The sequence below is a fragment of the Bacteroides sp. AM23-12 genome, assembly GCF_003434395.1.
Taxonomy (GTDB): domain Bacteria; phylum Bacteroidota; class Bacteroidia; order Bacteroidales; family Bacteroidaceae; genus Bacteroides; species Bacteroides thetaiotaomicron.
Genome location: NZ_QTLF01000052.1, coordinates 1 through 20,399, shown reverse-complemented (window position 1 = coordinate 20,399; position 20,399 = coordinate 1). Strand labels below are relative to the sequence as shown.

Below are 20,399 nucleotides of genomic sequence, written 5' to 3'. Positions count from 1 at the left end.
CCGGTAGAAATACCAGAAGGGCTTTATTGTTTTGGATACTTTCGGAATTTAAGCACACATCATCCACAAGCTGCAAATCTCCTCTCCTGTTCTGCTAAAAAACAAACGAGACCGGACAATCTTTTAATAATACTATTTTTCAGTATCCTTTTCAGCCTCTTTTTCCTTCAATTTCATTCTTTTTCCTTCTGTTTTATTTAAAATCCCATATTTTGCCAAGACTAAATACCCTTTCAAAATTGAACTACTTTTTCAAAATGGAAAGGTCGGCTCTGTTATTATATATTTCCTTCTTCTTTATATGTGTCTGATAATCAATTTGTTGCTATTTCTTTTGGAGTTTTGGCACGCATTTGGCATAATACATTGCAAGTATTATAATAATAAATATTTAAAAGATTAAAGACATGGAGATAACACTATCATTTGTTTTTTGCCTCTTGAGCGGCTTTGCCTGTTTCTGGCTATTTTGGAAATGTGTAGACTGGTTTGAAAAGATCTAGAAGAGGAAAGGAGAATTAATTATGTACACAGCACTATTTGTATTAGGTATTGCAATCTTCGGTTATTTGATGTATGTACTCATCAGACCCGAAAAGTTTTAAAGTTATACAGTTTAAGGTAAAAGTATGAATACAGAAATTTTAGGTGTGGTCGCACAAGTTGCCTTGATGGTGATTTTGGCTTATCCACTAGGAAGATACATTGCCAAGGTTTATAAAGGAGAGAAAACCTGGTCGGATTTCATGGCTCCTATTGAAAGGGTCATTTATAAAGTATGCGGAATTGACCCTAAGGAAGAAATGAACTGGAAACAGTTCCTGAAAGCATTATTGATATTGAATGCATTTTGGTTCGTATGGGGAATGGTATTGCTGGTTTCGCAAGGATGGTTACCTTTAAATCCGGATGGCAACGGTCCCCAAACGCCGGATCAGGCTTTTAATACCTGTATCAGTTTTATGGTCAACTGTAACTTGCAGCACTATAGTGGTGAAAGCGGATTGACTTATTTCACACAGCTGTTTGTCATTATGCTCTTCCAGTTTATTACCGCTGCAACCGGTATGGCTGCTATGGCTGGTATTATGAAGAGTATGGCTGCCAAGACAACAAAAACAATCGGTAACTTCTGGCATTTTTTGGTAGTGAGCTGTACACGTATCCTGTTACCGCTTTCTTTGATTGTAGGTTTCATCCTGATTCTTCAGGGAACCCCGATGGGATTCGACGGAAAAATGAAGGTAACTACCCTCGAAGGACAGGAACAGATGGTTTCGCAAGGACCTGCGGCTGCCATTGTGCCCATTAAACAATTAGGAACGAATGGAGGTGGTTACTTTGGTGTGAACTCTTCTCATCCGTTGGAAAATCCGACTTATCTTACCAATATGGTGGAGTGCTGGTCTATCTTGATTATTCCGATGGCAATGGTACTTGCATTAGGGTTTTATACTCGTAGAAAGAAACTGGCTTATAGTATTTTCGGAGTGATGCTCTTTGCTTTTCTGGTAGGCGTCTGTATCAATGTCAGTCAGGAAATGGGTGGAAATCCCCGTATCGATGAACTGGGAATTGCGCAGGATAACGGTGCGATGGAAGGTAAGGAAGTTCGTTTGGGTGCCGGAGCTACAGCACTTTGGAGCATTGTGACTACTGTTACTTCCAATGGTTCTGTGAATGGTATGCATGATTCTACTATGCCGTTGTCCGGTATGATGGAGATGCTGAATATGCAGATTAATACTTGGTTCGGCGGTGTAGGCGTAGGTTGGATGAATTATTATACGTTCATTATTATCGCGGTATTTATCAGCGGTTTGATGGTAGGTCGCACACCGGAATTTCTCGGAAAGAAAGTAGAAGCCCGTGAAATGAAAATAGCTACGATAGTAGCACTGCTTCATCCATTTGTCATATTAGTGTTCACAGCAATCTCAAGTTATATATATGTACATCATCCTGACTTTGTGGAAAGCGAGGGCGGTTGGCTGAACAATCTTGGATTCCACGGCTTGAGTGAGCAGCTTTATGAGTATACATCTTGTGCCGCTAACAATGGTTCCGGCTTTGAAGGACTGGGAGATAATACTTATTTCTGGAACTGGACCTGTGGTATTGTACTTATTCTTAGCCGATTCCTGCCTATTATCGGACAAGTTGCCATTGCCGGCCTGCTGGCTCAGAAGAAGTTCATTCCCGAGAGTGCCGGAACACTGAAGACTGATACGCTGACTTTCGGAATAATGACGTTTGTCGTTATCTTCATTGTGGCTGCTCTGTCCTTCTTCCCGGTACACGCTTTGAGTACAATTGCCGAACATTTAAGTTTGTAATTCTGAATTAGAGAAGATATGAAAAATATGAAATCAGCTTCTTTGTTTCAAAAGGAGCAAGTTATAGAAAGCCTGAAACAATCATTCGTGAAGCTAAACCCGCGACTGATGATAAAGAACCCGATCATGTATACGGTAGAGGTGGCTACAGTGGTCATGTTGTTTGTGACCCTTTACTCCATCATCAATCCCTCTCAGGGTTCGTTTGCCTACAACATAGCTGTGTTTATCATTCTGTTTATTACACTGCTGTTTGCCAATTTTGCCGAAGCGATTGCCGAAGCACGGGGAAAAGCGCAAGCCGACAGCCTGCGTAAAACACGGGAAGAGACACCTGCCAAAAAGGTGGAAGGTAATCAAATAGTGACTGTAAGTTCTTCACAACTAAAGAAAGGAGATGTGTTTGTCTGTGAAGCCGGAGACGTGATTCCGTCCGATGGGGAAATAATCGAAGGATTGGCCTCTATCGATGAAAGTGCGATTACAGGTGAGTCTGCTCCGGTGATCCGGGAGGCGGGCGGCGATAAAAGCTCAGTGACGGGAGGTACGAAAGTATTGTCCGATCATATAAAAGTAATGGTGACCACCCAACCGGGAGAAAGTTTTCTGGATAAAATGATTGCACTGGTGGAAGGTGCGTCTCGTCAGAAAACTCCGAATGAGATAGCACTGACTATTCTGCTGGCTGGTTTTACACTTGTCTTTGTCATTGTGTGTGTGACGTTAAAACCGTTTGCCGATTACAGCAATACTGTCATTACCATTGCTTCACTTATTTCTTTGTTTGTGTGCCTGATTCCGACAACTATCGGCGGACTTCTTTCTGCCATCGGTATTGCCGGTATGGACCGTGCACTACGTGCGAATGTGATAACAAAATCGGGTAAGGCAGTGGAAACTGCCGGCGATATTGATACCTTGTTGCTGGATAAGACCGGAACTATCACCATCGGTAATCGTAAAGCTACCCATTTTCACACTGCGCCGGGCATTGATCTGCACGCTTTTGTAGAAAACTGTCTGCTTTCTTCTCTGTCCGATGAAACTCCGGAAGGCAAATCAATCGTAGAACTGGGACGTGAATCAGGTATCCGTATGCGCAGCTTGAATACGACAGGCGCACGAATGATTAAGTTTACAGCCGAAACCAAATGCTCGGGTGTCGATTTGCCGGACGGAACTCAGATTCGTAAAGGGGCTTTTGATGCTATCCGTAAGATTGTGGAAACTGCCGGAAATAAATTCCCCGAAGAAGTGGAAAAGGTGATCGCTGCTATTTCAAGCAATGGTGGTACGCCGTTGGTGGTATGTGTTAATCGGAAAGTGACGGGTGTTATCGAATTGCAGGATATCATCAAGCCGGGTATTCAGGAACGTTTCGAACGCTTGCGCAAAATGGGAGTGAAGACAGTGATGGTGACCGGTGATAACCCGCTGACTGCCAAATATATTGCAGAAAAGGCAGGTGTCGATGATTTTATTGCCGAAGCGAAGCCGGAAGATAAAATGGAATATATCAAGAAGGAACAACAGTCCGGCAAACTGGTGGCAATGATGGGGGACGGTACGAATGATGCTCCCGCTTTGGCTCAGGCGAATGTCGGAGTAGCAATGAACAGTGGTACGCAGGCTGCAAAGGAAGCCGGCAATATGGTAGATCTGGATAATGATCCTACCAAACTGATCGAGATTGTGGAAATCGGTAAGCAGTTGCTGATGACCCGTGGAACACTGACTACTTTCTCTATCGCCAACGATGTGGCTAAATATTTTGCCATTGTCCCCGCCTTGTTTATGGTGGCTATCCCCGAACTGGCGGCGTTGAATATCATGCAGTTGCATAGTCCTGAGAGTGCGATCCTTTCGGCAGTCATCTTCAATGCGATTATTATTCCGATCTTGATTCCGTTGGCTTTGCGTGGCGTTCAGTACAAGCCGATAGGTGCAAGTGCTTTGCTTCGCCGGAATCTGCTGATTTACGGTGTAGGTGGTGTGATTGCTCCGTTTATCGGAATTAAACTGATTGATTTATTAGTAGGTTTATTCTTTTAATTAAAAAACAATAGCGATGAAAACTTTATTTAAATCACTAAAGATAACTCTTGTTTTCTGTGTCTTTTTCTCCGTATTCTATATTCTTATTTTGTGGTTGTTTGCACAAGTGGCAGGACCTAATAAGGGAAATGCTGAAGTTGCCACACTGGATGGAAAAGTGGTGGGTGCGGCCAATGTCGGTCAGATGTTTACAAAAGATATTTATTTCTGGGGACGTCCTTCGTGTGCCGGAGACGGTTATGATGCTTCTAGTTCGTCCGGTAGCAACAAAGGACCCACGAATCCCGAATATCTGGCTGAAGTGGAAGCGCGTATCGATACGTTCCTTGTACATCATCCTTATCTGAGCCGTAAAGATGTTCCGGCGGAGATGGTAACGGCGAGTGCCTCCGGCCTCGACCCCAATATTACTCCGCAATGTGCATACGTGCAGATAAAGAGAGTGGCACAGGCACGTGGCCTGACTGAAAACCAAGTGAAAGAAATCGTTGATCAAAGTGTGGAGAAGCCTTTACTCGGAATTTTCGGAACGGAGAAAATAAATGTGCTGAAGCTGAATATAGCACTTGAAGAGAATAAATAACCAAACACTGGGCGGCGTGCCTGTCCGAATCGTTTTAGTTATTTATTGCGGTTCAAATAAACAGGGCTGGACAGGGCGCTGCTCTTTTTTAGAAACATAAAATAAAAAGATAAATATGAAGAGTTTTTTTAGTAAGAAGATTGTTGTAGGAGCATTGGTTACGGCAACTGTATGCGTATCGGGTATAACGGATGCAAAAGCACAGGAATTTGCTGTGCAGGGAGATATTGTCAGTTCCTATGTCTGGCGGGGAATGTACCAGGGTGGAGGTGCGGCTTTTCAACCCACGCTGGGGTTTGGGTTCGATAATTTTTCTGTTACCGCATGGGGATCTACTAATTTCAGTGGAGGGAATAAAGAACTGGATCTGACTCTTGCCTATAAGTTTGGTAAGGCGGGACCTACGCTGACGGTTGCCGATTTGTGGTGGGAAGGTGAAGGGGCATATAAATATTTTAATTTTAAGAGCCACGAGACGGGACATCATTTTGAGGCGGGATTGGCTTATACGTTGCCCGTAGAGAAGTTTCCCCTGTCCGTAGCGTGGTATACGATGTTTGCCGGAAAAGACAAGAAGCTGAATGATAGCGGAGAACTGAAACAGAATTATTCCTCCTATCTGGAACTGAACTATCCTTTCAGTGTGAAAAATGTCGATTTAAATGTAACTTGCGGCGCAGTACCGTATAAGGCGGAGGGTATGTACACGAATAGTGGCTTCGCCGTGACTAATGTAGCTTTAAAAGGAATGACAGAGATAAAAATTAATGATAAGTTTTCATTGCCGATATTTGCACAGGCTATATGGAATCCATGTGTTGAAGATGCTTTTTTGGTTTTTGGCGTAACTTTAAGACCATAGATATAAACTCATGAATTTTTATTATGCAGAAACCCGTGGTGATCGTGATGATTACTACGGGTTGAAATAGTTTATAAACAGCAATTAATGAAATGGATATGGATAGAGAACAGAGTGTACAACATTTTTTGGATCTGATCAAGAAGTCTCATCGAGGCAAGTTTAAAATCTATATCGGCATGATAGCCGGTGTAGGGAAGTCTTACCGTATGCTTCAGGAGGCTCATGAACTACTGGAGAATGGGGTGGATGTACAAGTCGGCTATATTGAAACTCACGGGCGTGCCGGAACGGAGGCTCTGATGCAGGGGCTGCCTGTGATCCCCCGACGTAAAATTTTCTATAAAGGAAAAGAGTTGGAGGAAATGGATGTGGACGCCATTATCCGCCTTCATCCCGAGATTGTGATTGTGGACGAACTGGCACACACCAATGTGGAAGGCAGTTTGAACGAGAAACGTTGGCAGGATGTGATGACTCTGTTGGATGAGGGGATTAATGTGATTTCCGCAATCAATATCCAGCATATCGAGAGTGTGAATGAAGAAGTGCAGGAGATTACAGGGATCGAGGTGAAAGAACGGGTGCCGGACAGTGTGCTTCAGGAAGCGGATGAAGTGGTGAATATCGACTTGACAGCGGAAGAACTGATCTCGCGTCTGAAAGCAGGAAAGATATACCGTCCGGAAAAGATTCAGACAGCGCTGGATAATTTCTTCCGGACCGAGAATATCCTTCAACTGCGGGAACTGGCTCTGAAGGAAGTGGCGCTCCGGGTGGAGAAGAAGGTGGAGAATGAGGTTGTGATGGGTGTCTCGGTCGGAATCAGGCATGAGAAGTTCATGGCTTGTATCAGTAGTCATGAGAAAACACCCAGGAGGATTATCCGGAAGGCGGCACGTCTGGCAACACGATATAATACGACTTTCGTTGCTCTCTATGTGCAGACTCCGAGGGAGAGTATGGACCGGATTGATCTGGCCAGTCAGCGTTATTTGCTGAATCATTTTAAGCTGGTAGCAGAACTGGGCGGAGAGGTCATCCAGGTGCAGTCGAAGGATATTCTGGGGAGTATTGTCAAAGTTTGTCGGGACAAGCAAATATCTTCTGTTTGCATGGGAACTCCTAATCTGAGATTTCATCATGCCATTTGCTCCATACTCGGATATCGAAAGTTTTTGAATAATTTGTCACAAGCTAATGTAGATTTGATTATACTTGCATAATATTAACCGTATGAACGATATGAATATTAAAACAAAACTGATTCTCGGCATCGGGATGCTGGCGGGAATGATTATTTTGCTGGTAACACTTTCTGTTGTGAACCTTCAGTTGCTGACTGCCACAGAACCTGACAGTCCTGCCGCTATGCCGGCATTGGAACGCGCTCTGTTGTGGATTTCCGTTACCGGCGGTATTTGTATATTGACCGGATTGACATTGCTGTATTGGTTGCCCCGAACAATCAGTAAACCCATCAAGGAACTGAAACAAGGGATTCTTGAAATAGCCAATCATAATTATGAAGAACGGCTGGATATGAGAAATAATCAGGAGTTTCGGGAAGTCGCCGAGAGTTTCAACCGTATGGCGGAACGTCTGGCCGAGTATCGGGCAAGTACGTTAGCGGATATTCTTTCTGCCAAGAAATTCATTGAGGCCATCGTGAACAGTATCGACGATCCGATAATCGGTCTGAATATGGATCGTGAGATTTTGTTTATTAATGAGGAAGCACTGAACGTGCTGAATCTGAAAAGAGGTAATGTCATACGTAAATCTGCGGAAGAATTGTCTTTGAAGAATGATCTGCTTCGCCGGCTGATTCGTGAATTGGTGACGCCGGGAGATCAGAAAGAGCCGTTAAAGATATATGCCGATGATAAAGAGAGTTATTTCAAGGCTTCCTATATTCCTATCATAAATACGGATGCAGGGAAGGATGAACCCAGCAAATTAGGGGATGTCATTCTGCTGAAGAATATAACGGAATTCAAGGAACTGGATTCTGCCAAGACTACATTTATTTCGACCATTTCACACGAATTGAAAACTCCGATTGCGGCTATCATGATGAGTCTGCAGCTATTGGAAGATAAACGTGTCGGTGAGCTGAATGATGAACAGGAACAGTTGTCCAAAAGCATCAAGGAAAATAGCGAACGCCTGTTGAGCATTACGGGCGAATTGCTGAATATGACTCAGGTAGAGGCAGGCAAGCTGCAATTAATGCCGAAGATAACGAAGCCCATTGAACTGATAGAATATGCGATTAAAGCTAATCAGGTACAAGCGGATAAGTTCAATATTCAGATAGAAGTAGAGTACCCGGAAGAGAAAATCGGCAAGCTCTTTGTCGATAGTGAAAAGATAGCTTGGGTATTGACTAATTTGCTCAGCAATGCGATTCGTTATTCTAAAGAAAACGGGCGTGTCGTGATTGGTGCCAGGCAGGAAGGAGATATGATCGACCTGTACGTTCAGGATTTCGGTAAAGGCATCGATCCCCGTTACCACAAGAGTATTTTCGACCGTTACTTCCGTGTTCCCGGAACAAAAGTTCAGGGCAGCGGACTCGGTTTGTCTATTTCGAGAGACTTTGTGGAAGCGCATGGCGGTACGCTGACAGTAGAAAGTGAACTGGGAAAAGGAAGTCGGTTTGTGATGCGACTGAAAGCATAAAAGAGAATGTTCGGAAAGTGTCCGAGGCGGTTGCTGTGATAAATAAATGTGGTAGCTGATTTAATTTGAAATGAAACTTTGGGAATCAAGACATTGCAGCGTCTTTTAAAATCTTTATATTTGCAGACTAATTGAAGTTAAAGTCAAATTTATACAATATAATAACTTAAAAGAACCAGAATCAGATGAAACAGGACATGATTGTTATCCTTGACTTGGGTAGTCACGAGAATACGGTATTGGCGCGCGCCATCCGTGCATTAGGAGTTTATAGTGAGATTTATCCTCACGACATCACAGTAGAAGAACTGAAAGCATTGCCCAACGTAAAGGGTATTATTATCAATGGTGGACTGAACAACGTGATCGACGGTGTTGCTATTGACGTGAATCCGTCTATTTATACGATGGGGATTCCTGTTATGGCTGCCGGTCACGATAAAGCGACTTGCGCAGTGAAGCTTCCGGCATTTACAGATGATATCGAGGCTATTAAGGCTGCTATAAAGTCTTTCGTATTTGATACTTGTCAGGCTGAAGCTAACTGGAATATGGCGAACTTTGTCAATGACCAGATCGAGCTGATCAGACGTCAGGTGGGTGATAAGAAAGTATTGCTGGCATTGTCGGGTGGTGTTGACAGCTCAGTGGTAGCTGCTTTACTTTTGAAGGCAATCGGTGAAAATTTGGTATGCGTGCACGTAAATCACGGCTTGATGCGTAAAGGTGAGTCTGAAGATGTTGTTGAAGTATTCAGCAACCAATTGAAAGCAAATCTGGTTTATGTAGATGTAACAGACCGCTTCCTGGATAAATTGGCAGGTGTGGAAGATCCCGAACAGAAACGTAAGATTATCGGTGGTGAGTTTATCCGTGTGTTCGAAGAAGAAGCACGTAAACTGGATGGTATCGATTTCTTAGGTCAGGGTACTATTTATCCGGATATTGTAGAGAGCGGAACGAAGACTGCCAAGATGGTGAAATCTCATCATAATGTAGGCGGTCTGCCTGAAGATCTTAAGTTCCAGCTTGTAGAGCCCTTGCGCCAGTTGTTCAAGGATGAAGTGCGTGCTTGTGGTCTGGAGTTGGGGTTGCCTTATGAGATGGTTTACCGTCAGCCGTTCCCCGGTCCTGGTTTAGGTGTACGTTGTCTGGGTGCTATCACACGCGATCGTCTGGAAGCAGTACGTGAGTCTGACGCCATTTTGCGTGAAGAGTTCCAGATTGCCGGCCTGGATAAAAAGGTATGGCAATACTTTACCGTAGTGCCTGACTTTAAATCTGTTGGTGTACGCGATAATGCCCGTTCTTTCGATTGGCCGGTGATTATCCGCGCTGTCAATACGGTAGATGCTATGACAGCTACTATTGAACCGGTAGACTGGCCTATCCTGATGAAAATCACAGACCGTATTCTGAAAGAAGTGAAGAATGTGAATCGTGTTTGCTATGATATGTCGCCGAAACCTAATGCGACTATTGAATGGGAATAAGAGTATAGAGCATTAAATAGAATAGCCCCCGGAAGCTGAATATAAACTTTCGGGGGCTAATTTTTTGCATTTAGCGTCACCTATGGCGTCACCTGCCACCAATTGATGTATAAAAGAAAAAGGCACCCAAGAGTGGAAGCCTCTCAAATGCCTTATTCTTATCAAGTAGCGGGACCCGGGATTGAACCGGGGACCTCATGATTATGAATCATGCGCTCTAACCAGCTGAGCTATCCCGCCATCATTTCTCGATTGCGGGTGCAAAGATAGATATTTTTCTGTAATCTCCAAAACAATTCATAACTTTTTTGTGTTTTTTCTTTAGAACGAGGTTCTCTTTTTCCTATAAATAGGGAGTTTGGGGCCTTGAAAAGAAATAAGTTTTAAATAAAGTGTCTGATTTATGCCACATAATTAGAAAAAAGTATTTATCTTGGCACACGTAAAAACAATTCGAAATTGCTATGAAAAAAGAAAAAATTCATTTGGAGTATTTGTTGAACGCAACATCTAAAAATATTCTTTGGGCAGCTATTAGCACACCGACCGGGCTGGAGGACTGGTTTGCTGATAAAGTAGTATCTGATGATAAAATCGTAGAATTCCATTGGGGGAAGACTGAACAAAGAAATGCCGAGATTATTGCGATCCGTTCTTTCTCATTTATTCGCTTTCGTTGGCAGGATGACGAAAATGAACGCGATTACTTTGAAATCAAAATGACTTATAATGAGCTGACAAGTGACTATGTATTAGAAATTACAGACTTCGCAGAGGCGGACGAAGTTGCTGACATGAAAGAATTGTGGGAGTCGCAAGTGGCGAAATTGAGAAGAACGTGTGGTTTTTAGTTAACTTTCAACTAAAAATTTTCTATGCTACTTTTTTTGTGCTAATTTTGCGTCTTAATTGCACGAACCTATTAAGATGCTACGCATAAAGAAATTAGATATATTTATCGTAAAGAGCTTCCTGATGCTCTTTATAGGTACATTCTTCATCTGTCTCTTCATCTTCATGATGCAGTTTTTGTGGAGATATGTAGACGAATTAGTCGGAAAGGGGCTGGATATGAGTGTGATAGCTCAGTTCTTCTTTTATTCCGCATTGACACTGGTGCCAATATCGTTGCCGTTGGCAATATTGCTGGCTTCTTTAATAACCTTCGGTAACTTTGGCGAACGTTACGAGTTGCTCGCAATGAAAGCTGCGGGTATATCCTTGCTTAAAATTATGCGCCCGCTGGCTTTCTTTGTCTGTGGTTTGGTTGCTGTCTCTTTTTATTTCCAGAATGTCGTGGGGCCTATTGCTCAGACGAAACTATACACACTGATTATTTCGATGAAACAAAAGTCTCCGGAATTGGATATCCCGGAGGGGGTGTTTTATTCAGAAATACCGGATTATAACCTGAAGATAGCCAAGAAGAACCGGAAGACAGGTATGATGTATGATGTGCTGATTTATAATCTGAAAGATGGATTTGAGAACGCACATATTATTTATGCAGATTCCGGACGGATGGAAATGACTGCAGACAAGCAGCATCTCTGGCTGCATTTGTACAGTGGTGATTTATTTGAAAACCTGAGATCACAGAGTATGAAATCTCAGAATGTACCGTATCGTCGGGAAGAATTCCGGGAAAAACATACGATTATTGAGTTTGACTCAGACTTTAATATGGCGGATGCCAGTATTATGAGCAATACATCTGCTGCCAAAGATATGTCGATGCTGCAAGCCTCCATCGACTCAATGAAAATGGTGGGCGATAGTATCGGAAGACAATATTACCGGGAAGTTTCTGAAGGGAATTTCCGTAGCACCTATGGATTGACAAAGGAGGATACGGTCAAGATTATGGAGGCGAATATTACTGAATATAATATTGACAGTCTCTATGAGGTAGCTCCTTTGATGCAGAAGCAGAAGGTGATTTCATCCGCTGCAAGTCGTGCGGAAAACCTGAGCAGTGATATAAACTTCAAGAGTTACACGATGGGTAGCCATGATTATAGTATGCGGAAGCATGAGATAGAGTGGCATAAAAAGATCACTATTTCACTTTCCTGCCTGCTGTTCTTCTTCATTGGTGCCCCATTGGGCGGAATTATCCGTAAAGGAGGACTCGGTATGCCGGTCATCGTTTCGGTGATGGTATTCATCATTTATTATATCATAGATAATACAGGCTATAAGATGGCACGTGACGGCAGATGGGTCGTATGGATGGGAGTGTGGACCAGTAGTGCCGTGCTTGCCCCGTTAGGTGCTTTCCTGACTTACAAATCAAATAAAGACTCTGTAGTGCTCAATGCCGATGCGTATATCAATTGGTTTAAGAAGATTGTCGGTATCCGTAACATACGCCATTTATTCAAGAAAGAGGTGGTGATTCACGATCCGGATTATACTCGCATACCGGGTGATTTGCAGGTGCTTACTGACGAGTGCAAAGAGTATATAGCTAAAAATCGCCTGATGAAAGCCCCGAATTATTTTAAGCTGTGGATGTCGGGCGAGAAGGATGATGAGATGATATCTATCAATGAAAAGTTAGAGACACTCATAGAGGAGATGTCCAATACGAAGTCTGTGACTTTGCTGAACACATTAAACAATTATCCGATTATTTCCGTTTCTGCTCATATACGCCCGTTCCACACCTATTGGCTGAATCTGGCTGCCGGGGTTATTTTCCCTATAGGATTATTCTTTTATTTCCGTATCTGGGCATTCCGTGTCCGGTTGGCGAAAGATATGGAACGGATAATAAAAAACAATGAACAAATTCAATTCATCATACAGAATATTAATAAATAAGTGTTATGGAAGAGATTAAAATGGATAGAATAGAAGATGCGATTGCCGATTTCAAAGAAGGCAAGTTTGTCATTGTAGTGGATGATGAAGATCGTGAAAACGAAGGTGATTTAATCATAGCTGCCGAAAAGATAACTCCTGAGAAAGTTAACTTTATGTTGAAACATGCGCGTGGTGTGCTCTGTGCGCCTATCACGGTGTCGCGTTGTAAAGAACTGGATTTGCCGCATCAGGTCAGTGATAATACTTCTGTATTGGGCACTCCTTTTACAGTGACAATTGACAAACTGGAAGGTTGTAGTACCGGAGTTTCTGCTTCCGACCGTGCTGCTACTATTCAGGCGTTGGCCGATCCTGCTTCTACACCGGCTACTTTCGGACGTCCCGGACATATTAATCCGCTGTATGCACAGGAAAAAGGAGTACTTCGTCGTGCCGGACATACAGAAGCTACCATCGATATGGCACGCCTTGCCGGACTTTACCCTGCAGGTGCTCTGATGGAAATAATGAGCGATGACGGTACGATGGCACGTCTGCCGGAACTTCGTGCAATGGCTGATGAACATGGACTGAAACTGATTTCCATTCATGACTTGATTGCTTATCGTCTGAAACAGGAGTCAATCGTAGAAAAAGGCGTTGAGGTAAATATGCCGACCGAACATGGTATGTTCCGTCTGATTCCTTTCCGTCAGAAATCGAATGGACTGGAGCATATGGCTATATTTAAAGGTACATGGAATGAAGACGAACCTATCTTGGTGCGTGTCCATTCATCTTGCGCTACTGGTGATATTCTTGGCTCACACCGTTGTGACTGTGGCGAGCAGTTGCATAAAGCGATGGAAATGATTGAAAAAGAAGGAAAAGGTGTGGTGGTTTATCTGAATCAGGAAGGCCGTGGTATCGGTTTGATGGAAAAGATGAAAGCATATAAACTTCAGGAAGACGGTATGGATACCGTTGACGCCAACCTTTGCTTAGGACACCTGGCAGATGAACGCGACTATGGAGTAGGAGCCCAGATTCTGCGTGAACTGGGAGTGCACAAAATGAAACTTCTGACAAATAATCCCGTGAAACGTGTAGGGCTGGAAGCCTATGGGCTGGAAATTGTAGAAAATGTACCTGTTGAAACAGTTCCTAATCCATATAATGAGCGATATCTGAGAACAAAGAAAGAAAGAATGGGACATACATTACATTTTAATAAGTAAAATGCCATTTTGTTTTCATATATCGAATATTATCGCTTATTTTGCAACGAATTTCACTCAACAACAATAAAATAGATACAAAATGAATCAATTATCAGATCGTTTGAACAGCTTGTCGCCGTCGGCGACGCTTGCCATGTCGCAAAAGAGCAACGAACTCAAAGCGCAGGGTATTGATGTTATTAACTTAAGTGTAGGAGAACCGGATTTCAATACTCCTGACCACATCAAAGAAGCTGCGAAGAAAGCCATTGATGATAACTTTTCTCGCTACTCTCCGGTACCGGGTTATCCGGCTTTACGCAATGCGATTGTTGAGAAGCTGAAAAAAGAGAACGGTCTTGAATATACTGCTGCTCAGATTTCTTGTGCCAATGGTGCAAAGCAATCTGTATGTAATGCGATCCTGGTATTGGTAAATCCGGGTGATGAAGTAATTGTACCGGCTCCTTACTGGGTGAGCTATCCGGAAATGGTGAAGATGGCAGAAGGTACTCCTGTCATTGTTTCTGCCGGCATCGAACAAGATTTCAAAATTACTCCGGAACAACTGGAAGCAGCTATTACTCCGAAAACAAAAGCATTGATTCTTTGTTCTCCGTCCAACCCCACAGGTTCTGTTTACAGTAAAGAAGAACTGGCTGGACTGGCAGCCGTGCTGGCTAAGTATCCGCAAGTAGTGGTAATTGCTGACGAGATTTACGAACATATCAATTATATCGGTGCACATCAGAGCATTGCTCAGTTCCCGGAAATGAAAGAACGTACAGTGATCGTGAACGGTGTATCCAAAGCCTATGCAATGACCGGGTGGAGAATCGGTTTCATTGCTGGTCCGGAATGGATTGTGAAAGCTTGTAACAAGCTTCAGGGACAATACACTTCGGGTCCTTGCTCGGTATCTCAGAAAGCTGCCGAGGCTGCTTACGTAGGTACACAAGAACCGGTGAAAGAAATGCAGAAGGCATTTGAACGTCGTCGTGACCTGATCGTGAAGTTGGCTAAAGAAGTGCCGGGTTTCGAAGTAAACGTACCGCAAGGTGCTTTCTATCTGTTCCCGAAATGTAGCTACTTCTTCGGCAAGAGCAACGGCGAACGTAAAATTGAAAACTCGGACGACTTGGCAATGTACCTGCTCGAAGATGCTCATGTAGCTTGTGTAGGCGGTACTTCCTTTGGTGCTCCTGAATGTATTCGTATGAGCTACGCTACAAGTGATGAAAACATTGTAGAAGCTATCCGTCGAATCAAGGAAGCATTGGCTAAATTGAAATAAGCAATCTTAGAGAATATAGAACGGTAGGCTATCTCCTGAAAAAGAAAGTCTACCGTTTTTTTATGTAATTTCCTTTTGTCCGTAGCGATAAAATAAAAAAGGCTGCCTTCCGTAGAAAGCAGCCTATACTTTTTTGTAGATTGTATTATTCAGCCGGGTGAATAGCTTCAGACGGGCAAACGTCTGCGCAAGTTCCACAGTCAGTACATACATCTGGGTTGATAGAATAGATATCACCTTCAGAGATAGCTTCTACCGGACACTCGTCGATACAAGTTCCGCAAGCAATACAATCGTCACTAATTACGTAAGCCATTTTTTTAAGATTTAAATTATTAGTACTAATTCGTTCGGCAAAAATAAAGCTTTTATTCATTACTTGGTATGCTTCTTTGATTAAATTGACTTAATTTGTACGTCTTCTAAATAAGCAACCTCCCTATTATGTGCTATATTTTTCGTATTTTTGCAGCCAAATTACTAATATATAGCGATTATGCCTTTAAATTTACCTGATAAGCTTCCTGCAATAGAATTATTGAAGGAAGAGAATATTTTCGTAATTGATACTTCGCGTGCTACGCAACAGGATATTCGTCCGTTGCGGATTGTAATTCTGAACCTGATGCCGTTGAAGATTACAACGGAAACAGACTTGGTGCGGCTGCTCTCGAATACGCCTCTCCAGGTAGAAATCTCGTTTATGAAGATCAAGAGTCATACATCCAAGAATACGCCGATAGAACATATGCAAACGTTCTATACCGACTTCGAGCAAATGCGTAACGAGAAATACGACGGCATGATCATCACCGGTGCTCCTGTGGAACAGATGGACTTCGAGGAGGTGACTTATTGGGAGGAAATTACCGAAATATTTGATTGGGCACGTACGCACGTGACGTCTACCTTATATATATGTTGGGCTGCGCAAGCCGGACTGTATCATCACTACGGAGTTCCCAAGTATCCACTGGACCAGAAAATGTTCGGTATCTTCGAACATCGGGTGCTGGAACCTTTCCATTCTATCTTCCGCGGCTTTGACGATTGCTTCTATGTGCCGCATAGCCGCCATACGGAAGTACGCAGGGAAGATATCCTCAAAGTGCCGGAACTGACATTGCTTTCCGAATCGAAAGATGCGGGCGTTTATATGGCTATGGCACGTGGCGGACGTGAGTTCTTCGTGACCGGACATTCGGAATATTCTCCCTATACCTTGGATACGGAATATCGTCGTGATCTGGGTAAAGGACTGCCGATCGAAATTCCCCGTAACTATTACGTAGATGATGATCCGGACAAAGGTCCGTTGGTCCGTTGGCGCGCTCATGCCAACCTTTTGTTCTCCAACTGGCTGAACTACTTTGTTTATCAGGAAACGCCTTACAACATTAATGATATTGAATGATCAAGCAGCGTAAAATAGAACTTCTCGCCCCGGCGAAGAATCTGGAATGTGGTATCGAAGCTATCAATCACGGAGCAGATGCCGTATATATCGGTGCACCTAAATTTGGCGCCCGTGCAGCGGCTGTGAATTCTCTGGAAGATATCGAAGCGTTGGTAAAACATGCTCACTTGTATAATGCCCGTATCTATGTCACAGTCAATACGATTCTGAAAGAAGAAGAGTTGAAAGAGACGGAGGAGATGATCCACGCCCTGTATCGGGTTGGTGTGGATGCTCTGATTGTGCAAGATATGGGAATCACGAAACTGAATCTTCCGCCGATACCTCTTCATGCCAGTACGCAGATGGACAATCGGACACCGGAAAGGGTGAAGTTCCTCTGGGAAGCGGGCTTCCGTCAGGTTGTTCTGGCACGAGAATTGTCGATTCGTGAAATAAGGAAGATACACGAAACTTGTCCCGAAGTTCCGCTGGAAGTATTTGTACACGGGGCGCTTTGCGTAAGCTATAGCGGTCAGTGCTACGTTAGCCAGGCTTGTTTCGGGCGCAGCGCGAATCGGGGAGAGTGTGCGCAGTTTTGCCGCTTGCCTTTCAGTCTTGTCGATTCGGAAGGAAAAGTGATTGTGAAAGACAAGCACTTGCTCTCTTTGAAAGATATGAACCAGAGTGATGAACTGGAACGGTTGCTGGATGCCGGAGCTTCCTCATTCAAAATAGAAGGACGTCTGAAAGATGTGTCTTATGTGAAGAATGTAACGGCTGCCTATCGTCAGAAGCTGGATGCCGTCTTTGCCCGCCGACCGGAATATGTGCGCGCTTCTTCCGGTACTTGCAGTTTCGACTTTAAGCCGCAGCTGGACAAGAGCTTCAGTCGTGGATTTACTCATTACTTCCTGCATGGACGCAGTGAGGATATTTTTTCTTTCGATACTCCGAAATCATTGGGAGAGGAGATGGGCACAATGAAAGAAGCCCGTGGCAACTTTCTGACCGTTGCCGGACTGAAATCATTCAATAACGGAGACGGTGTCTGCTATATTGATGAACAGGGACGTTTGCAGGGATTCCGGATTAATCGGGTGGATGGAAACAAACTTTATCCTCAGGAGATGCCCCGCATCAAACCCCGTACCAAGCTCTATCGTAACTTCGATCAGGAGTTTGAACGCATACTTTCCCGCAAGTCGGCCGAACGGAAGATTGCCGTTAGCATACTGCTTGCAGACAACAACTTCGGTTTCTCTCTGACACTGACGGATGAGGACAATAACAGCGTTACGCTCACTCTGCCTCGTGAGAAAGAGCCGGCTCGGACTCCACAGGCTGATAACTTGAAGACGCAGCTTGCTAAATTGGGAAACACGCCTTTCGAAGCGGAAAAGATCGAAATCTCCTTCTCGGAGAATTGGTTCTTACCGGCTTCTGTTTTGGCGGATTTCCGTCGTCAGGCGATAGAAAAGCTGATTGCTGTCCGACGTATCAATTATCGTCAGGAACTGGCTGTCTGGAAGCCGACTTCACATGATTATCCGCAGGCTGCACTTACTTATTTGGGAAACGTGATGAACACCCGTGCAGCTTCTTTTTATCGGGAACATGGAGTGCAGCAAGTGGCTGAGGCTTATGAAAAGGAACGGGTGGAAGATGCCGTGCTGATGTTCTGCAAACACTGCCTGCGTTATAGCATGGGCTGGTGCCCTATCCATCAGCGAGTGCGCTCGCCTTATAAAGAGCCCTATTATCTGGTATCGAATGACGGAAAACGTTTCCGCCTTGAATTCGATTGCAAAAACTGTCAAATGAAAGTAAAAGCGGCACAATGAAACGATTCCCCGGCAGAGATATGCGGAGTTTAACGGAGCTTGTTCTCGGCAGAGATAAGTTTCGTACAGCTTTGTGCTGTTCTGTCGTGGGGATGTTGCTGACTCTGCTGTTCCTTTCATCCTGTCACTATACGCGTCCCGATCTTACTTCCGAGGAACTGTCGGAGAAGACAAAAGATTCTCTGAACTATCTTTATGACCGGCATTATACCTGGAATACGAATCTGGAAGTAACCACCGACTCGGTAACAATGGAGTGCCTGCCCATCAAGGACACCTACATCGCATTGTATAAAGGAGATCGGGTGGTTGTTGCCGAGTTTGCCATTCACCCTGCCGATAGTGTGGACAGTGTCTGGGTAAAGCTGGCGCATACACAAGAGGAGCAGGGGTGGATACGTGAAACAGAATTGAAAGAATCGTTTGTGCCGACGGACAGTATTTCGCAGGCTATCCATTTTTTCAGTGATACGCATGCTTCTTATTTCATGATTATCTTCGCGTTGTTTGTTGGAGTCTATCTGTTTCGCGCTTTCCGTCGGAAGCAGTTGCAGCTGGTCTATTTTAATGATATTGACAGTGTCTATCCGTTGTTTCTTTGCCTGTTGATGGCTTTCAGTGCGACGGTTTACGAATCAATGCAGGTCTTTGTGCCGGATACGTGGGAACATTTCTATTTCAATCCCACCTTATCGCCTTTTAAAGTGCCTTTTATACTTTCAGTCTTTTTGTTGAGCATCTGGTTGTTTCTGATTGTCGCTTTGGCGGTGCTTGATGACCTGTTCCGGCAGTTGACTCCCGCCGCTGCGGTCTTTTATCTGCTGGGACTGATGTCCAGTTGTATTTTCTGCTATTTCTTCTTTATCCTGATGACACATATTTATATCGGTTATTTGTTCCTTGCATTCTTTATCTGGGTTTTTGCGAAGAAGGTGCATCGGAATATCAGCTATAAGTATCGTTGCGGACATTGTGGGGAGAAGTTGAAGGAGAAAGGTATTTGCCCCCATTGCGGAGCGATTAATGAATAATCTTTTATATCTTGTTTTTATATTCAAATCATACTTCTGAATGATGGAAATCAGACTTACCGAATTGAAAGATCTCCCTTTGGTGATGGAGATTTATGATTATGCCCGTGCTTTTATGCGTGCCAATGGGAATGCAACCCAATGGATTGACGGCTATCCGTCCGAATCATTTATCCGTCAGGAGATAGAAGACGGTCATAGTTTTGTCTGTACGGACGAACAAGGGGAAATATTGGGAACTTTCTGCTTTATATTAGGCGAAGATCCTACTTATCTGAATATTTATGAAGGTGCATGGCTTAATGACGAACCTTACGGTGTCATCCACCGGATGGCTACCAGCGGTAAAAGGAAAGGCGTATCGGAAGCCTGTCTGAACTGGTGCTTTGAACATTTTGAGAATATCCGTGTGGATACACATCGGGATAACAAAGTTATGCAGCATATTCTGGCGAAATACGGCTTTCAGCGCTGTGGCATCATCTATGTCAAGAACGGGACAGAGCGCATTGCTTATCAAAGAATACTTTAATTGTGCGCTACCTTTCTCATGCAGTCTGTTCATAGATAAGTTGTTAGTCCATATAGATCAAGCATCAGTATTATATGGAGCAAGCGTTGGTTTCCTCGGAGGAAACGCCAGTTCCCTTTAAAAGGAACGGTCGTTTCCATTAAAAGGAACGGCCGTTCCCTCACCGGGAAACGACAGTTTCCATTGCAGGAAATGATAGGAAACTATAAGTTGTTGATGTGTACTGGTTTTAGTTGACAACTTCGTTTGTTATAACTGAA

The 20,399-nt window shown here is 43.7% G+C and carries 18 protein-coding genes and 1 tRNA gene; 17 read left to right on the top strand and 2 right to left on the bottom strand.

The annotated features are described in order from the left end of the window. From DW640_RS24120 to guaA, 9 genes are all read left to right on the top strand, one after another. Nucleotides 1-201 (top strand): hypothetical protein (locus tag DW640_RS24120; RefSeq protein ID WP_220400924.1); only part of this gene is annotated, 201 nt, incomplete at its 5' end. 323 nt (nucleotides 202-524) lie between these two features. Next, complete coding sequence (gene kdpF / locus DW640_RS24465) at nucleotides 525-605, top strand: K(+)-transporting ATPase subunit F (RefSeq protein ID WP_050581211.1); 81 nt, start codon at nucleotides 525-527, stop codon at nucleotides 603-605. Nucleotides 606-629: 24 nt separating this feature from the next. Further along, entirely contained in the window at nucleotides 630-2,336 is a 1,707-nt protein-coding gene (gene kdpA / locus DW640_RS22160; RefSeq protein WP_008764088.1) for a potassium-transporting ATPase subunit KdpA, read from the top strand. Nucleotides 2,337-2,354: 18 nt separating this feature from the next. Next, entirely contained in the window at nucleotides 2,355-4,388 is a 2,034-nt protein-coding gene (gene kdpB, locus DW640_RS22155) for a potassium-transporting ATPase subunit KdpB (RefSeq protein ID WP_008763738.1), read from the top strand. A gap of 16 nt (nucleotides 4,389-4,404) precedes the next feature. After that, nucleotides 4,405-4,974 (top strand): K(+)-transporting ATPase subunit C, encoded by a 570-nt coding sequence (locus DW640_RS22150; RefSeq protein WP_016268818.1) that lies wholly within the window; start codon nucleotides 4,405-4,407, stop codon nucleotides 4,972-4,974. Nucleotides 4,975-5,089: 115 nt separating this feature from the next. Further along, nucleotides 5,090-5,836: a hypothetical protein gene (locus tag DW640_RS22145; RefSeq protein ID WP_054960028.1), complete on the top strand. Its 747-nt coding sequence runs from the start codon at nucleotides 5,090-5,092 to the stop codon at nucleotides 5,834-5,836. A gap of 98 nt (nucleotides 5,837-5,934) precedes the next feature. Next, the gene (locus tag DW640_RS22140) at nucleotides 5,935-7,062 is read left to right on the top strand and encodes a sensor protein KdpD (protein WP_055230345.1); all 1,128 of its coding nucleotides are present in this window, start codon (nucleotides 5,935-5,937) and stop codon (nucleotides 7,060-7,062) included. A 19-nt stretch (nucleotides 7,063-7,081) separates the two neighbouring features. Further along, on the top strand, nucleotides 7,082-8,521 hold the full coding sequence (locus DW640_RS22135; RefSeq protein ID WP_008764093.1) for an ATP-binding protein: 1,440 nt from the start codon (nucleotides 7,082-7,084) through the stop codon (nucleotides 8,519-8,521). A 185-nt stretch (nucleotides 8,522-8,706) separates the two neighbouring features. Further along, complete coding sequence (gene guaA, locus DW640_RS22130; RefSeq protein WP_008764094.1) at nucleotides 8,707-10,014, top strand: glutamine-hydrolyzing GMP synthase; 1,308 nt, start codon at nucleotides 8,707-8,709, stop codon at nucleotides 10,012-10,014. A gap of 166 nt (nucleotides 10,015-10,180) precedes the next feature. Here guaA and DW640_RS22125 read toward each other — a convergent pair. Further along, nucleotides 10,181-10,254, bottom strand: a tRNA-Met gene (locus tag DW640_RS22125). 224 nt (nucleotides 10,255-10,478) lie between these two features. Between DW640_RS22125 and DW640_RS22120 the strand changes: the two genes are divergently transcribed. The 4 genes from DW640_RS22120 to DW640_RS22105 all read left to right on the top strand — a co-directional run bounded on the left by DW640_RS22120 (nucleotide 10,479) and on the right by DW640_RS22105 (nucleotide 15,336). Further along, nucleotides 10,479-10,865 (top strand): START-like domain-containing protein, encoded by a 387-nt coding sequence (locus tag DW640_RS22120; protein WP_008763744.1) that lies wholly within the window; start codon nucleotides 10,479-10,481, stop codon nucleotides 10,863-10,865. A 76-nt stretch (nucleotides 10,866-10,941) separates the two neighbouring features. Continuing rightward, nucleotides 10,942-12,840, top strand: coding sequence for an LptF/LptG family permease (locus tag DW640_RS22115; RefSeq protein WP_008763745.1), 1,899 nt, complete (start codon nucleotides 10,942-10,944; stop codon nucleotides 12,838-12,840). Nucleotides 12,841-12,845: 5 nt separating this feature from the next. Continuing rightward, nucleotides 12,846-14,060: a bifunctional 3,4-dihydroxy-2-butanone-4-phosphate synthase/GTP cyclohydrolase II gene (locus tag DW640_RS22110; protein WP_008763746.1), complete on the top strand. Its 1,215-nt coding sequence runs from the start codon at nucleotides 12,846-12,848 to the stop codon at nucleotides 14,058-14,060. An 82-nt stretch (nucleotides 14,061-14,142) separates the two neighbouring features. After that, complete coding sequence (locus tag DW640_RS22105) at nucleotides 14,143-15,336, top strand: pyridoxal phosphate-dependent aminotransferase (protein ID WP_008763747.1); 1,194 nt, start codon at nucleotides 14,143-14,145, stop codon at nucleotides 15,334-15,336. A gap of 145 nt (nucleotides 15,337-15,481) precedes the next feature. On the opposite strand, the gene DW640_RS22100 is transcribed toward DW640_RS22105, so the two are convergent. After that, nucleotides 15,482-15,652, bottom strand: coding sequence for a DUF362 domain-containing protein (locus tag DW640_RS22100; RefSeq protein WP_002559159.1), 171 nt, complete (start codon nucleotides 15,650-15,652; stop codon nucleotides 15,482-15,484). A 180-nt stretch (nucleotides 15,653-15,832) separates the two neighbouring features. On the opposite strand from DW640_RS22100, the gene metA reads away from it, so the two are divergent. Genes metA through DW640_RS22080 form a run of 4 tightly spaced genes read left to right on the top strand, consistent with a single transcriptional unit; the run spans nucleotide 15,833 to nucleotide 20,139 of the window. Continuing rightward, nucleotides 15,833-16,750 (top strand): homoserine O-succinyltransferase, encoded by a 918-nt coding sequence (metA, locus tag DW640_RS22095; RefSeq protein ID WP_008764097.1) that lies wholly within the window; start codon nucleotides 15,833-15,835, stop codon nucleotides 16,748-16,750. Further along, on the top strand, nucleotides 16,747-18,576 hold the full coding sequence (locus DW640_RS22090) for a U32 family peptidase (protein WP_117578962.1): 1,830 nt from the start codon (nucleotides 16,747-16,749) through the stop codon (nucleotides 18,574-18,576). Before metA ends, DW640_RS22090 begins: the two co-directional genes overlap by 4 nt. Then, on the top strand, nucleotides 18,573-19,607 hold the full coding sequence (locus DW640_RS22085; RefSeq protein ID WP_011108287.1) for a zinc ribbon domain-containing protein: 1,035 nt from the start codon (nucleotides 18,573-18,575) through the stop codon (nucleotides 19,605-19,607). Before DW640_RS22090 ends, DW640_RS22085 begins: the two co-directional genes overlap by 4 nt. A gap of 43 nt (nucleotides 19,608-19,650) precedes the next feature. Beyond that, nucleotides 19,651-20,139, top strand: coding sequence for a GNAT family N-acetyltransferase (locus DW640_RS22080; protein WP_048696696.1), 489 nt, complete (start codon nucleotides 19,651-19,653; stop codon nucleotides 20,137-20,139). Nucleotides 20,140-20,399 lie beyond the last annotated feature (260 nt).